General features: G+C 71.1%; 14 protein-coding genes. 6 read left to right on the plus strand and 8 right to left on the minus strand.

Going from position 1 to position 14,379, the window contains the following annotated elements; all coding sequences use genetic code 11:
- Positions 1–144 precede the first annotated feature (144 nt).
- Together ACWGH4_RS17505 and ACWGH4_RS17510 are read right to left on the minus strand one after the other, a co-directional pair.
- Entirely contained in the window at positions 145–402 is a 258-nt protein-coding gene (locus tag ACWGH4_RS17505; protein WP_003953983.1) for a WhiB family transcriptional regulator, read from the minus strand.
- A 319-nt stretch (positions 403–721) separates the two neighbouring features.
- Positions 722–1,690, minus strand: a complete 969-nt coding sequence (locus ACWGH4_RS17510) for a diacylglycerol/lipid kinase family protein (protein ID WP_453461417.1) — start codon at positions 1,688–1,690, stop codon at positions 722–724.
- Between the two features lie 153 nt (positions 1,691–1,843).
- On the opposite strand from ACWGH4_RS17510, the gene ACWGH4_RS17515 reads away from it, so the two are divergent.
- Positions 1,844–2,260, plus strand: coding sequence for a hypothetical protein (locus ACWGH4_RS17515; RefSeq protein WP_453461420.1), 417 nt, complete (start codon positions 1,844–1,846; stop codon positions 2,258–2,260).
- Positions 2,261–2,618: 358 nt separating this feature from the next.
- Here the strand turns inward: ACWGH4_RS17515 and ACWGH4_RS17520 are convergent, their stop codons facing one another.
- From ACWGH4_RS17520 to ACWGH4_RS17530, 3 genes are all read right to left on the minus strand, one after another.
- A complete protein-coding gene (locus ACWGH4_RS17520; protein WP_441264123.1) occupies positions 2,619–3,560 on the minus strand; it encodes an RNA polymerase sigma factor SigF in 942 nt (313 codons plus the stop codon).
- The gene (locus ACWGH4_RS17525; protein WP_005312080.1) at positions 3,557–3,970 is read right to left on the minus strand and encodes an ATP-binding protein; all 414 of its coding nucleotides are present in this window, start codon (positions 3,968–3,970) and stop codon (positions 3,557–3,559) included. Before ACWGH4_RS17525 ends, ACWGH4_RS17520 begins: the two co-directional genes overlap by 4 nt.
- A 244-nt stretch (positions 3,971–4,214) precedes the next feature.
- Positions 4,215–4,475: a UBP-type zinc finger domain-containing protein gene (locus ACWGH4_RS17530; protein WP_360041193.1), complete on the minus strand. Its 261-nt coding sequence runs from the start codon at positions 4,473–4,475 to the stop codon at positions 4,215–4,217.
- A 44-nt stretch (positions 4,476–4,519) separates the two neighbouring features.
- On the opposite strand from ACWGH4_RS17530, the gene ACWGH4_RS17535 reads away from it, so the two are divergent.
- Positions 4,520–6,118: a Na+/H+ antiporter gene (locus tag ACWGH4_RS17535; protein WP_453461424.1), complete on the plus strand. Its 1,599-nt coding sequence runs from the start codon at positions 4,520–4,522 to the stop codon at positions 6,116–6,118.
- A 4-nt stretch (positions 6,119–6,122) separates the two neighbouring features.
- Here the strand turns inward: ACWGH4_RS17535 and ACWGH4_RS17540 are convergent, their stop codons facing one another.
- Positions 6,123–7,055, minus strand: coding sequence for a 1-aminocyclopropane-1-carboxylate deaminase/D-cysteine desulfhydrase (locus tag ACWGH4_RS17540; protein WP_453461427.1), 933 nt, complete (start codon positions 7,053–7,055; stop codon positions 6,123–6,125).
- 148 nt (positions 7,056–7,203) lie between these two features.
- Between ACWGH4_RS17540 and ACWGH4_RS17545 the strand changes: the two genes are divergently transcribed.
- The 3 genes from ACWGH4_RS17545 (at position 7,204) to ACWGH4_RS17555 (ending at position 10,808) form a co-directional block, all read left to right on the plus strand.
- The gene (locus tag ACWGH4_RS17545; RefSeq protein ID WP_453461430.1) at positions 7,204–8,622 is read left to right on the plus strand and encodes a family 2B encapsulin nanocompartment shell protein; all 1,419 of its coding nucleotides are present in this window, start codon (positions 7,204–7,206) and stop codon (positions 8,620–8,622) included.
- A 99-nt stretch (positions 8,623–8,721) separates the two neighbouring features.
- Positions 8,722–9,753, plus strand: coding sequence for a family 2 encapsulin nanocompartment cargo protein polyprenyl transferase (locus ACWGH4_RS17550; RefSeq protein WP_453461444.1), 1,032 nt, complete (start codon positions 8,722–8,724; stop codon positions 9,751–9,753).
- A 611-nt stretch (positions 9,754–10,364) separates the two neighbouring features.
- The gene (locus tag ACWGH4_RS17555) at positions 10,365–10,808 is read left to right on the plus strand and encodes a DUF6304 family protein (protein ID WP_453461433.1); all 444 of its coding nucleotides are present in this window, start codon (positions 10,365–10,367) and stop codon (positions 10,806–10,808) included.
- A gap of 79 nt (positions 10,809–10,887) precedes the next feature.
- On the opposite strand, the gene snpA is transcribed toward ACWGH4_RS17555, so the two are convergent.
- The gene (gene snpA, locus ACWGH4_RS17560) at positions 10,888–11,544 is read right to left on the minus strand and encodes a snapalysin (RefSeq protein ID WP_453461436.1); all 657 of its coding nucleotides are present in this window, start codon (positions 11,542–11,544) and stop codon (positions 10,888–10,890) included.
- Positions 11,545–11,737: 193 nt separating this feature from the next.
- Between snpA and ACWGH4_RS17565 the strand changes: the two genes are divergently transcribed.
- Complete coding sequence (locus tag ACWGH4_RS17565; protein ID WP_453461438.1) at positions 11,738–12,718, plus strand: LysR family transcriptional regulator; 981 nt, start codon at positions 11,738–11,740, stop codon at positions 12,716–12,718.
- Positions 12,719–12,757: 39 nt separating this feature from the next.
- Here the strand turns inward: ACWGH4_RS17565 and ACWGH4_RS17570 are convergent, their stop codons facing one another.
- A complete protein-coding gene (locus ACWGH4_RS17570) occupies positions 12,758–14,314 on the minus strand; it encodes a glycosyltransferase family 39 protein (protein WP_453461441.1) in 1,557 nt (518 codons plus the stop codon).
- Positions 14,315–14,379: the final 65 nt, after the last annotated feature.

Consider the following 14,379-nt stretch of genomic DNA (forward strand, 5'->3'; position numbering starts at 1 on the left):
GCCCCGGGCCGTGTGACACGGTCCGGGGCTCGAAGCTCACGTGCTGCATGTGCGATGCGCATCGGGGGTACTGCGCGCTGCGGCTCGAAGGCGGTGAGTGCGTACTCGCTGTACGCGCCGCCGGGAGGCCGGTAGCAGGGGGCGTCAGGCGCTGGCGTTACGCGCCCGGTTGCGAGCGGCGCGGCGCTTCATCGCGCGGCGCTCGTCCTCGCTGAGGCCACCCCAGACGCCGGAGTCCTGGCCGGACTCGAGCGCCCACTGCAGGCACTGCTCCATGACGGGGCAGCGACGGCAGACGGCCTTGGCTTCTTCGATCTGCAGCAGCGCAGGACCGGTGTTGCCGATGGGGAAGAACAGCTCGGGGTCTTCCTCGCGGCAAACGGCGTTGTGACGCCAGTCCATGGCTGCTACCTCTCCTTGGTATTACATGCGGGTTGCTTGTGAATGTGAACGCTTTCACGAATCCCCCCGCAAGGGAAGGGCCGATCGCCAGTTTGCCCGGCGTTGGGTCCTGGATTCGTGGAGGGGTTCCGGCGGTCTGTGGGGCCGATGTTGCGGGCCGTCCCGATCGCCATGTAGAGATTCGCAAACCTCGGCGGCGGATACAACCCCTTCCGGAAAGTTTTTTTTGATTCCTCGGTGTCGACTAGGTCACAGCCGTACTTCTATGGGGTGGATCCCAGTCCGTACGTTCGAGATAAAGGACTTTCGGTCGTTCCGGTCACACAATCACACGCAGTGCACGGCGAACGCCTGTGAACGTCACGCTCGTGCGCAGCCCCAGGTGGTCACCGTCCATCTGGAAGGGCAGTGGAACCTTTGAATGCAAGGTGAAGTCGGTCTGGTCGTGAAGTGTGAGTGCGTGCTTTCCGTGCGGCCCGCGCTCCGGGCTCGAGGTCAGCAGCTGAGTGCCGTAACGCGCCACCGCGGGGGTCGACAGCTTCGACAGTCCGAGCACGTCGAGGGCGGTGTCGAAGGAGGCCTTCGGGGACGCGTACACCGGACGATTGCCCAGGTAGGTCCACGGTGAGGTGTTACAGACTATGGACAGCACCAGGTCCTCCACCGGGGCCGCGCCGGGCCGCTCCAGGGTGATGGTCCCGCGTCTGCGGTGCGGGTCGTCCAGGAACTGGCGCAGCACCTGGCGGACGTAAAGGGCGTGCGTCGACCGCTTGCCGCGTTCGCGGTGCTGTTCGACCCGGCCGACCACGCCGGCGTCGAAACCGAGCCCGGCACAGAAGGTGAACCAGCGCGGCGGGACGCCCTCGTCGTCCGTGCCGGGCGTGCCGGCCGCGAGGCCCAGGCCGACCGTCTGCTCCGTCCGGTCCCGGAGCGCGTCCAGGATCGCGCCGGTCGCCTCGACGGCGTCGTTCGGCAGTCCCAGAGCGCGGGCGAAGACGTTCGTGGAGCCGCCGGGGACGACCGCGAGGCGGGGGAGGCCCTCCGGGTCGGGGCCGTTGTGCAGCAGGCCGTTGACCACCTCGTTGACCGTGCCGTCGCCGCCGAGGGCGACGACCAGGTCGATGTCGCTGGACTCCGCTGCCCGGCGGCCGAGGTCGCGGGCGTGGCCGCGGTACTCGGTGGTGACCGCCTCGATCTTCATCTCGCTCGCGAGTGCGTGGATCAGTACGTCGCGCGTGCGGGCACTGGTGGTGGTTGCTGCCGGATTGACCACGAGAAGTGCGCGCATGCGATGCAGCGTACCTACTGGGGGGTACCTGGCCCAGTCCGGGTTTCGGGGTGCGGGATGCGGGGTGGGTGGGATGACGGCGGACGGGGCACGGGCGAGGTGGCCTGCCCGGGGGGCGGTCGCCCGCGCTCGGGTCGCGGCTACCCTGCATGGGTGAGCAGCGACGACCAGACCTCCGCCCCCGGCCGCCCCACCCGACTGACCGCCGCGGCTGCGGTGTGCGCCGCCGAAGGGCTGGCGCTGGTGGCGGGCGGCGTGTACATGCTCGTGATGGGTCTGCTCGGCCGGCCCGACAGCCCGTCCCAGGCGGAGATGGGCGGCCTGACGCTGATGGCCCTCGGGGCGATCCCGCTGGTGGCGGCGCGGGGGCTGCTGCGGCAGCGCAGCTGGAGCCGCGGACCGGCGATCATCACCCAGCTGATCGGGATGATCCCCGCGTGGACGCTGCTGCGGGCGTCCGGCGCGCTGATTCCGCTGGGCGTGGTGCTGGCGGCGGTCGTCGTGACGGGCCTGGTGCTGCTGGTGAACCCGACGACGGCGCAGGCGCTGGGGATCCGTAGCCGCGCGTAGACCTTGGGCGGCGGCACGTTCTGGCGTGGCCCCGGCCGGGTGCGTTTCGCCCTGCGGGGCGTGGCGGTCCTGGTCCGGTCCGGCCCTGTCCGGTGGCGCGTGGCCCTTGCACGGCGTGCTGTGCCGGTGGTGGTGCCGCCCTTGCGGGCGTCGCCTGCGGCGTGGTGGTGCGGGGGACGGGGCCTCCGGAGGGGGTGTCCGGAATGGCTGTCCTCACCGCGCTGCGCGCGAGTTGCGACGCTTTACTTCCGGACACCCCCTGCTACGACCCCGCCCCCCTCACGCCCGTTCCGGTACTGGGGGCTCCCACCGTCCGCTCGGCTTCCCTTGCGGGGTCGGTGCAGCGTTTCGTCGAGGGTTACTCCTCGACCAGGAGGCGTTCGCGGAGTTGCGCCAGGGTGCGGGCGAGGAGGCGGGAGACGTGCATCTGGGAGATGCCGACCTCCTGCGCGATCTGGGACTGGGTCATGTTCCCGAAGAAACGCAGCAGCAGGATCCGCTTCTCCCGCGGCGGGAGGCCCTCCAGGAGAGGCTTGAGTGACTCGCGGTACTCGACGCCCTCCAGGGCCTCGTCCTCGGCGCCGAGCGTGTCCGCCACCGCCGGGGACTCGTCGTCCGTGTCGGGGACGTCAAGGGACAGCGTGGAGTACGCGTTCGCGGACTCCAGGCCCTCCAGGACCTCTTCCTCCGAGATGCCGAGGCGCTCCGCCAGCTCGTGCACGGTCGGGGACCGGCCGTGTTGCTGGGAGAGCTCGGCCGTCGCGGTCGTGAGCGAGAGCCGCAGCTCCTGAAGACGGCGCGGCACCCGCACCGCCCAGCCCTTGTCGCGGAAATGGCGCTTGATCTCGCCGACCACCGTCGGGGTCGCGTAGGTCGAGAACTCGACACCGCGATCCGGATCGAACCGGTCCACCGACTTGATCAGGCCGATCGTCGCGACCTGGGTGAGGTCGTCCAGCGGCTCGCCGCGGTTACGGAACCGCCGCGCCAGGTGTTCGACCAGCGGCAGATGCATCCGGACCAGCTGGTTGCGCAGCTCGGCCCGCTCGGGCGACCCGTCGGGCAGCTTGCGCAGTTCGATGAACATCGCCCGCGCGCCGCTGCGGTCATGGGGGTGATGATCCTGCTGGTGCTCGCTCATACGGTCCGCCCGCTCTGCCGAGGCCGTACGGCCATCAGGTTCGTCCACCACCGGGTGCGGCCGCGCCTGCTGCTCAGGGATGCCGGCCGACGCGCTCAGCACCCTCGGGCCTCGCTCCTCGTCCTCCCGCATCGAACCGTCCCCGTTTCCGCTGCTCACGCCGGCCCGGGTCCCGCGCCGCGCTGCTTGTACAGACTGATGGCGACCGTGCGGTCGTCGGCGACCGACGAGTCGACCTTGCCGGCCAGTGCGGAGAGCACCGTCCAGGCGAACGTGTCACGCTCCGGCGCCCGGCCGTCGGTGGTGGGCGCGGAGACCGTCACCTCCAGCGAGTCGTCGACGAGCCGGAACACACAGCTCAGGACGGACCCCGGGACGGCCTGCTGCAACAGGATCGCGCACGCCTCGTCCACCGCGATCCGCAGGTCCTCGATCTCGTCGAGGGTGAAGTCCAAGCGCGCTGCGAGGCCGGCGGTGGCCGTTCGCAGTACGGACAGGTAGGCACCCGCAGCGGGCAGCCGGACTTCCACGAAGTCCTGGGTCCCGGGCTCGCCTGCAATATGGGACACCCTCACCTCCAAGGTGGCACAAGCTCTTTCCGGGCCGGGGGCAGAGGCCCCGCGGCCGTGCGTTACGCGGTCGGTCACGCAGCCAGGTCTGGCCTGGCGACGCTATCGCGATCCATGGTGCCGTGTCGCCAGGACCCCCATGCCTACAAGTGTCACTCAATGTAAGCCCATGAGTACACACAGTGGCTAGAGGTCTGCGCCGCCCAATTGAGAGGGGGCGGCGGATGGTTGACGTACCCAGGCGTCAGACGATCGAACCGTCGACGAAGCACCACCGCCACACCTGTCCCGGCTCGAAACTGCGCATCACCGCGTGCCCCGTCTCGCGGAAGTGCGCGCTCGCGTGCCGCATCGGCGAGGAGTCGCAGCAGCCCACGTGCCCACAAGCCAGGCAGAGTCTCAGCTGGACCGGGTGGCTCCCGACGGCCAGGCATTCCGGACACGTGTCGGTCAGCGGCGCCGGTTCGGGGCGCGGCAGTTCTGCTACGTGGGGGCACTCGCTCATGATTGCCAGATTACGACGGGGACGACGGACGTGAGGTCGGTGTGATGGAAGCATTGCCGCTGGTCGGACTGATCGCGGTGAGCGCGGCGGTGGCCGGGGCGGCCCGGAGGACACCGGTCCCGGCGCCGCTGCTGCTGGTGGCGGCCGGGCTGGCCGCCTCGTACGTGCCGGGAGTTCCCGAGTACCACCTCGACCCGCACATCGTGCTGCCGCTGGTGCTGCCGCCGCTGCTGCACCTCGCCGCGCTGGACAGTTCGTACCTCGACCTGCGGGCCAACATCCGTCCCATCGCGCTGCTGTCCGTGGGCTATGTCCTGTTCGCGACGGTGGCGGTCGGCTGCCTCGCCTATCTGCTGGTGCCGGATCTGCCCCTGGCGACGGCCTTGGTGCTCGGTGCGGTGATCGCGCCGCCGGACGCCGTCGCCGCGACGGCCATCGCGCGCAGGCTCGGCCTGCCCACCCGGATCACCACGATCCTCCAAGGTGAATCCTTGGTGAACGATGCCACCGCGATCACCGCCTTCAAGGTCGCCCTCGCGGCCGCGATCGGAGCCGGCACCAGCTGGGGCGAAGGGTTGGCGGAGTTCGCGCTGGCCTCCGTCGGCGGGGTCGGCGTCGGTCTGGCGCTGATGATCCCGATCCACTGGCTGCGCAAGCACCTGAAGGAAGCGCTGCTGCAGAACATCCTGTCGCTGCTCATCCCGTTCATCGCCTACGCCGCCGCCGAGCAGGTCCACGCCTCCGGAGTCCTGGCCGTGGTCGTCGTCGCGCTCTACCTGGGCCACCACGCGTACCAGGTCGACTTCGCGACCCGGCTCCAGGAGGAGGCCGTCTGGAAGATGGTCGCGTTCGTCCTCGAGTCCACCGTCTTCGCGCTGATCGGGCTGCAACTGGCGATCGTGGTGGGGGAGCTGGGCGACTACGGCGTGGGGGAGTCCCTCTGGTACGCGGCAGGGGTGTTCCTCGCCGTGGTGGTGGTGCGGTTCGTCTGGGTCTATCCGGCGACGTTCCTGCCGCGCATGCTGTCCCGGCGGATCAGGGAACGCGAGCCGGACCCCGGCCGGGCGGCGCCGCTGATCGTCGGCTGGGCCGGCATGCGCGGTGTCGTCTCGCTCGCCATCGCCTTCTCCATCCCGCTGACGACGTCCGACGGAGCGGACTTCCCGGCGCGCAACCTGGTCCTGTTCCTCACCTTCACCACCGTGATCGGAACGCTGGTCGTGCAGGGGCTGACGCTGCCGCCGCTGATCCGTGCGCTGAAGATCCCCGGCCGCGACGTCCAGGCGGAGACCCTCGCGGAGGCCCAGGCGCAGAGCCAGGCGTCCGCAGCGGCGGAGCGGCGGCTGGAGGAACTGCTCGCGGACGATCGCAACAGGCTGCCGCAACCTCTGGAGCAGCGGCTGCGCACGGTGCTGGAACGCCGCAGGAACTCGGTGTGGGAGAGGCTCGGCTCGGTGGACGAGACGACCGGTGAATCGGCCGACGACACCTACCGACGGCTCGCGAGGGAAATGATCGCGGCGGAACGGGACGTGTTCGTGGACCTGCGGAACCAGCGGGTCATCGACGACGAGATGCTGCGCAAACTGCTGCGCAGGCTCGACCTGGAAGAGGCGGCGGCCTACCGCGAGGAAACCGCCTGAGCCGTCACCCGGCGACGCCGGTTCCCCGCCCGTCCTCCTGTCCGGTGATGACGGCGGCGACCGTCGTGCCGGGCGGGAAGGCCCCTTCCGCGGCGAGTTCCACGAGTGCGTTGAGCAGTTTCGCGACGTAGACGCGCTCCACGGGAAGGCCGTGGCGAGCGCCGAATGCGGCCGCGAACGCCTCGAGTTCAGGAGTGGTACGGGCGTACCCGCCGAAGTGGAAGCGTTCGTCCAGGGACCAGTTGCCGGTGGGGCCGCCGAAGGCCTCTTCCTGAAGGGCAAGGACCGTCGCGCCGAGGAACCCGCCCTTCAGTACCGGGACGCCGAGGGCCCGCTGCCGGTCGCCGAGTCCGGCCGCCAGCCCGGCGAGGGTGCCGCCGGTGCCGCAGGCGACGGCCACCACGTCGGCGAGGCCGCGCAGCTCGCGGCCGAGTCCGGCGCAGCCCGCGGCGGCCGCTGCGTTGCTGCCGCCCTCGGGGACGACGTACACGTCGTCCGGCGCCGCCGCCCGGAGGATCCGGGCGAGTGTGCCCGGGTCGTCCTTGGCTCGATAGGTGGCGCGGTCGACGAACAGCAGGCGCATGCCGTCCGCGGCGCACCGGGCAAGTGACGGGTTCAGCGGGCGGCCGGCGAGCTCGTCACCGCGGACGACGCCGATCGTGCGGAAGCCGAGCAGCCGGCCCGCGGCGGCTGTGGCGCGCAGATGGTTGGAGTACGCGCCGCCGAAGGTCAGCACCGGCCGGCCCGCCGCCGCCCGCAGGTTCGGTGCCAGCTTGCGCCACTTGTTGCCCGGCAGGTCCGGGTGGATCAGGTCGTCACGCTTGAGGAGCAGCCGTACGCCGTGCCGGGAGAAGCGCTCGTCCTCGACCGGCTGAAGCGGCGACGGCAGACGGGGCCGCAGCGCGGCCACCGGATCGGACGATGTTCTTTCGGACATGAACCCATTCTGGCGGGATGTGTGAACGAGCCCGGCTCCTGCCCCGGTCCGCGGTGATCCAGTCACACTCATTTGTGTAATGGCGTACTCACACAGCGCACTGGGAGGCTTGCTTTCGCAGGTCAGAACATGATCGAGAGGGAGTCTCATGACGGTTGGTTCGGTTGGTTCCGTCGGCGAGGACATGCGCGACCAGGCACCCCAACAGAGTCTCGGTACCGCTGCCGCACGGAATCTCGCGACCACCACCAAGTCCGTCCCGCAGATGCAGGAGATCACCTCCCGCTGGCTGCTGCGCATGCTGCCGTGGGTGCAGGTGCAGGGTGGTACGTACCGGGTGAACCGCCGCCTCAGCTACTCGGTCGGCGACGGCCGGGTGACGTTCATCCAGACCGGCGACCGTGTCGCCGTGATCCCCGCCGAACTGGGGGAGCTTCCGGCGCTGCGGGACTTCGACGACGAAGCGGCGCTGACGGAGCTGGCGCGGCGGTGCGAACAGCGTGAGTTCGCCGCGGGAGACGTGCTGGCGACCGGCGGCCAGCCGGCGGACCGGATCTTCCTGCTGGCGCACGGCAGGGTGGAGAAGGTGGGGGAGGGACCGTACGGGGACGAGGCGGTCGTCGAAGTCCTCGCCGACGGGGCCTACTTCGGCGACCAGTCGCTGGTGGACCGGGAAGCGGTCTGGCAGTACACCGCCCGCGCCGCGACCGCCTGCACGGTCCTCGTGCTCACGAGGGACGACGTGCTCAACCTGGCGGACCGGGCGGAGTCGCTGCGGGCGCACCTGGCGAGCCTCGCGGCGCTGCCCCACCAGCGCACCAACAAGTACGGCGAAGCGGCGATCGACCTCTCGGCCGGCCATGTCGGCGAGGCGGTCGTGCCGCACACCTACGTGGACTACGACGCCGCGCCGCGGGAGTACGAGCTGAGCGTCGCCCAGACGGTGCTCAAGGTGCACAGTCGCGTCGCGGACCTCTACAACCAGCCGATGAACCAGACGGAACAGCAGTTGCGGCTGACCGTCGAGGCGCTGCGCGAGCGGCAGGAGCACGAACTCGTCAACAACCGGGAGTTCGGCCTCCTCCACAACTGCGACTACGGGCAGCGGCTGCAGCCGCACGACGGCGTGCCGAGCCCGGACGACATGGACGAACTGCTCTCGCGGCGGCGGGGCTCGAAGCTCTTCCTCGCTCATCCGCGCGCCATCGCCGCCTTCGGCCGCGAGTGCAACAGGCGCGGACTCGTGCCCGACAGCGTGGAGGTGGCGGGCCACCATGTGCCCGCCTGGCGCGGCGTGCCGATCTTCCCGTGCAACAAGATCCCGGTCACCGAGGCCCGGACGACGTCGATCATCTGCATGCGTACCGGCGAGGAGGAACAGGGCGTCATCGGCCTCCGGCAGAGCGGCATCCCGGACGAGATCGAGCCGAGTCTGTCGGTCCGCTTCATGGGCATCGACGAGCAGGCGATCATCTCGTATCTGGTCACGGCCTACTACTCGGCGGCGGTGCTCGTCCCGGACGCGCTCGGCGTCCTGGAGAACGTCGAGGTGAGCCGTTGGCGGTGACCTGCCCAGGGGCGACGTGACCTTCGGGGGCGCGGTGCCGCTCGCCGCGTCCCCGCCCGCGAGGAGAAGCCACCACCGGGAAAGGAACGCCAGTTGACCATGCCGGACACCGTCGGCGGCCGAGAGGCCGTCGCCCTCCTCGAACGCACCCGCAGTGCGGTCGATCCCGAACTCCGCTCAGCCATCGCGTCGCTGCCCGGATCCATGCGCCGGATCGCCATGTACCACTTCGGCTGGGAGCGGTCCGACGGCACCCCGGCCGCCGGTTCCACGGGTAAGGCCGTCAGGCCGGCACTGGTGCTCGCCGCGTGCCGGGCACTGGGCGGTGACCCGCGGCAGGCCGTGCGGGCGGCCGCCGCGGTGGAGCTCGCGCACAACTTCACCCTGATGCACGACGACGTGATCGACGAGGACCCCACCCGCAGGCACCGGCCCACGGCGTGGAGCGTCTTCGGCACCGCCGACGCCATCGTCGCCGGGGACGCGATGTCGGCGCTCGCGCTGCGGCTCCTCGCGGAGGACCGGCATGCGGCATCCGTCCCCGCGTCGGTGCGGCTGGCGGCCTGCGTCATCGAGCTGTGTGCGGGCCAGCAGGCCGACTGCGCCTTCGAGGAACGTCCGCCGCTCGAGGTCACCCTGGAGGAGTGCCTCGCCATGGCGACGGCCAAGACCGGGGCGCTGCTCGGCTGTGCCTGTGCCCTCGGAGCCCTGTACGCCGGCGCGGACGAGGAGCAGGCCGCGGCGATGGACGCCTTCGGGAGAGAGGCCGGACTGGCGTTCCAGCTCATCGACGACCTCATCGGGATCTGGGGCGACCCCGAGCAGACGGGCAAGCCGGCCGGCGCGGATCTCGCGGCGCACAAGAAGTCGCTTCCGGTGGTCGCCGCGCTGGCCTCCGGCACGGCGGCGGCGGCCGAACTGGCCGAGTTGTACCGGGGGCCGATGAGCGCGTCGGCGGTCCGCCGCGCCGCCGACGCGGTCGAACGGGCCGGAGGGCGGGACTGGGCCCAGACACATGCCGGTGAGCGGATGTCACGGGCGGTCGGGCAGCTGTCCCGGGCCGTCCCGGACCTGGCCGCGGCCGGCGACCTGCTCTCCTTGGCCGAATTCGTCACCCGCCGTAACCGCTGAGCCGCTCACAGCACTGCGTAACAATTTCAACTGAAGCACTATGTCTGAAGTGGTCAGGGCTCCGGTCCGGTCGGGCGCCGGTATGCGCCCGAGTCGTCGGGTACAGCGCTCGCCCATCCGCATGAGCGCAAGAAGGAGGAGGGCCAGGGCATAGGCGGGCCGGCCGCCGGTGGCTGTCCGTAAGGGCTTGGCTGTCCGAGCTGTCCATACCGACTTATTCTGGCCGTATGGGCAGCAAAGGACGTGAAGTACCGCGTACGAGTCACGACCCGCAGCAGAAGTGCGCCGCGTGCGGGCAACCCGTGGAATCGGTGGTGAAGCGGCACAAGACGCTGGGGACGTACGTCCCGTTGTGGGAGCCGGGTCCCTGCCGCAATCCTGACTGTCCGCTCTATGTCCCCCCTGAGGGCGGGGCGAAGGCCGACCCTCCGGCCGGGCCGGGCCGGTCCGGCGGGCCGGGGGAGACGGGTGGACCCGGCGCATCCGGCTCCGACGCATCGGCGGCGGGACCGGCCGGAGAATCACCCGACGACGCGTCCGGCAGGCAGACCGGCACATCCTGAGGGGCACCTGCGGCACGGCCCGCTCGCCCCTACCGCTACAGTCCGCGCATGTCATCGGAGTCTACGGAAGCCTGGGCGGGCTGGTACCGCGACCGGCAGGGCGCGGAATCGGTCACCATATCGGCGAGCGGCGGCCAACTGCGCACATCCATCAGAGGCGTTGTGTACGAGGGGGCCACTTTCGCCGCCCTCAGGGCGGCGGGAGCGTCCGAGGTGCTGGCCTCCTGCGTCCTTGAATGGGACATGCCCCTGCCCGTACACGCGGACGGCACGGTCCAGCAGGCGACCCTCAGCTGTCTGCTGACACTGGGTGAGCCCACCGGAGGAGTGCCGCCCCTCGACCGGTCGGACCTCAATCTGACGCTGCACTACGGCGGCGCGGCGTACGAAGCGGGTGTCGCGGACGGGGACTTCGACGACGCGCTCGGCAGTATCCGCCGCCAACTGCCGCCCGGCGCCGAGCTCGGCCGGCGCGAACCGGCCCAGGCCTGAGCACCGGCTCGCGGCAGACGTGACAGGGCGCCCCGCCGTGCACTGCGGGGCGCCCCTTCCCGGTGGCCGGCTCCCGGTGTCAGGAGACCTTGGCGATCGCTGCCGCGAGCCCGTTCGCCCAGAGCTGGTTCACCCGGGAGCGTTCCGCCGAGTTCGGGTAGGCGTTCTGGCACGAGGTACCGGGGCCGCCGCCCGACATCAGCTCGCTGCACGGACCCGAGTAGTGGTCCGGCAGCCCGAGCACGTGCCCGGTCTCATGCGCCGTGACGCGGGTGGAGTTGTACTGCTGGTTCTGCCGGTAGTCCAGGAAGATGTAGCCGCGGCCGTGCCCGTCGGTGCTCGCGTACGAGCCGCGCGAGTCGTTGCCCTCGTAGTAGGCGAAGTCCGCGCCCGAACCCTCGACGAGCCGGACATTGCTGACCGAGCCGTTCCATATCTGGGTGCTGCGCGCTATCTGGGTGCGGAACGTGGGCGCGTTGCTCGCGTTGTAGACGACGGTCACGGCCTGCGCGCCGGGGTTCGCCGCGCGCTTTTCCGCGACCGACTTCACGACGGCGTCGAAGAAGGCCCTGGTCGCCTTCGCGTCCTCGGCGGAGCCTTCGTACGCGGCGTACGAGGCGGAGGAGGATGTCACCGCGGCCGCAGGGGAGTTGGCGGCGGTGGCGGGCACGGTGCCGAGGGCGGCGGCGAGGCCCAGTCCGACGACGGCGGAGAATAACGTTCTGGTGTGACGCATGGGGGGCTCCTACTCGTCCGATGAACGAAGTTCGGTAGCCGAAGTCTCGGGGAGGCGCACCGCCGCGCGGATGATGCCAGGGGGCGATAGCGCGGGCGCATCACCCACTCCGCAGCAGCCTGTCCCGATCCGCCCGTCCTGCCCCGACTACGGTGTCTGGTGTGGCAGTTGGTGCAGCTCTACGCTCGGGAGCATGGAGCTCGAGGTGAGGCACCTGCGTGCGCTGTGCGCCATAGCCGACACCGGCAGCCTGCACAAAGCCGCCCGGCAGCTCGGTGTCAGCCAGCCGTCCCTGACGACACAACTGCGCCGTATCGAGAACTTCCTGGGGGCCGCACTCTTCTCACGGGAGCGCACCGGCTGCCGACCGACCCCGCTCGGCCGTTCCGTACTGAGCCGGGCGCGGCCGCTCGTCGCGGAGATGGGCGCGCTCGTCGTGGAGGCGAGGGCCGCCGCGGCCGGCGAGGGCGGTCCGCTGCTGCGCATCGGGTCGACCGCCAGCCGGGCGCTCGCCGGCTGGCTGCGCCGCCTGCGGGGCCGGCTGCCGGGCACCGAGATCTCGCTCCACATGGACGTGTCCGCCAACGCCTTGCTGCGGATGGTCGCCGCCGGTCAGCTCGACGTCGCCTTCGTGCACGAGGTGGAGGGGTGCCCGTTACTGGTGCCGGACGGACTGTGCGTGCGGGTACTGGTGGAGCGGGAGCCGCAGTTCGTCTCCCTGGCACGGGACCATCCCGCCGCTGCCGCCCCCGTCGTGGATCTCGCCGATCTGGCCCATGACCGCTGGATGGTCGACCCGACGGTGGACGGGGAGTGGGACGGGCTGCGGCGGGTACTGGGCGCCGCCGGGATCCACCCGCCCGTCCTGCACGGCGACTATCACACCGCCGCCTCCCTGATCGCCGTCGGCGAAGTCGTCGCGCCCTGCCAGCCGACCTCCATGCCCCGCGAGGACATGGCCGTCCGCCCCCTCCGTGGCGACCCCCTCGCCGTCCGCCTCCTGCTCTTCTCCAGACCCGGGCCCTCGGGCGAGCTGTACGAATCGGTGTACGCGGACCTGACCGCCGCTTACCGCGAGGCGGCCCTGCGGGCGGCCGCCTACCGGCAATGGCTGCTCCGCCACAAGAGCCCCCTCCTGACGCGGGCGGAACCGGCCCCGCTGCCGGCAGCCTGATAACGGGAGGTGAGGAGGGCTCCCGCGGCTGTCAGCCCGTCAGTTCCCGCGCGCGCCCGGGCACTCCCCGTCGCGGGCGTAGAGGGTCACCTGAGCGCCCTTGACCTGGGTGCGGGAGCACTCGTGGAAGTGGGTGCGCAGGACTTCGCGTTTGACCGCCTCCTGCGGCACCGTGTCCTCCGGCTGGCCCGGCGGGTCGCTCAGCACGACGATCCGGTCCATCGACAGCATGCGGGCGCGGATCCTGGAGGCGGGGAGTTCCTCGCCCTGGAGGGACGCGGAAGCCCGGGGCGTCGTTCGGAGCGCGAGGTCGACAAGACCGCCGTACTCGTCCGGGTGGGAAAGCCTCCACTCGCGCCGGCGTGAGGGCGCGAACACGACCCCGTCGCCGGGGGCGGAGACGCGCCGGACCTCCTCGGCGACCGCCGTCACGTCGTCCTTCCTGCTGTCCGGGGTCCGCATCTGCAGCGTCACCGGGGTGAGCGCGAGCACGGCCGCGAGAGCCGCCGCCGTCAGGACCGTGGCCCGGGGAAGCCGGGCGCGGAGCGGTCCACGCCGGGAGGCGGCCGTGACGAGCGCGCTCAGAGAGGTGCCGACGAGCAGGGCGAAACCGATGTCGGTGAAGAGGACGTACCGGTCCACGTACATGGGCTCATGGACCGCCGACAGCAGCAGCAGGGCCGTCGGGAGCACCGCGAGGGGCAGGGCGAGACGCGGCAGGAGGAGAGGTCTGCGGTCGGCGGCGGGGTACCTGGCGCAGAGCACGGCCACCACGGCCACGCCCGTGATCTCCAGCCATTCCCTGGGCTTAGGGCCGCTGATCCACGACACCTGGCCGGACTGGCCCGCGCTGAGCAGGATCAGCGGGACCAGGCCGGCGGCAACGGAGGCCGCCACCACCGCCCATGCGCGCCGGACGGGCCGGTCCGCGCGGCGAACGAGCACGGTGATGCCGTGTGCGGGCAGCGCCAGGACCGCGAACTCGTGGAGCCAGCTCGCGGCGAGCAGGGAGAGCCCGTAGAGGATCCAGAGGCGGCGGGACGGTTCGGTCAGACAGCGCAGGAGCAGATAGGTGCCCAGTGCGACGAGCGCGCAGACGAGCGCGTAGGAGCGCCCCTCCTGGGCGTACATCTGCACCTCGGGGGTGAGCGCGAAGACGAGGCCGCTGAGCAGGCCCGCCCGGCGCCCGGTGATGCGGCACCCGGTCAGTCCCACCAGACCGGCGGCCACGGCCACGGCCAGCACGGACGGCAGCCGGAGGGTGACGAGGCCGCCCTCCCAGAGGGCGAAGAGGCCGTGCATCAGGAAGTAGTAGAGGCCGTGGACGGCATCGGCGTTCTGGAGGAGCTGCCAGATCTCCGGGAGGCTCCGGTGCGCGACCTGGTAGGTGACGGACTCGTCGCGCCACATCGTCCCCTGCCGGGTGATGCCCCACAGGCCGAGGGCCAGGGCGAGTGCGGCCGGGGCGAGGAAGGAGTGCGCCCGGCCGGACCGGTCCGCCGGTACGGGCTGCTCGCCGACCGACGCGGGGGGCACGGCCGGGGGGCCCTCGGCCGTGGACTGTTCCCGAAGCTCGATGGCTCCTCCTTGCGACACCGCGGCCACTGGAACCGGAGGCGGCACGTCCATTTGCCGCCTCGACGGACGCACCCGGCCCGCGG

Source organism: Streptomyces sp. NPDC054847, from assembly GCF_053610925.1.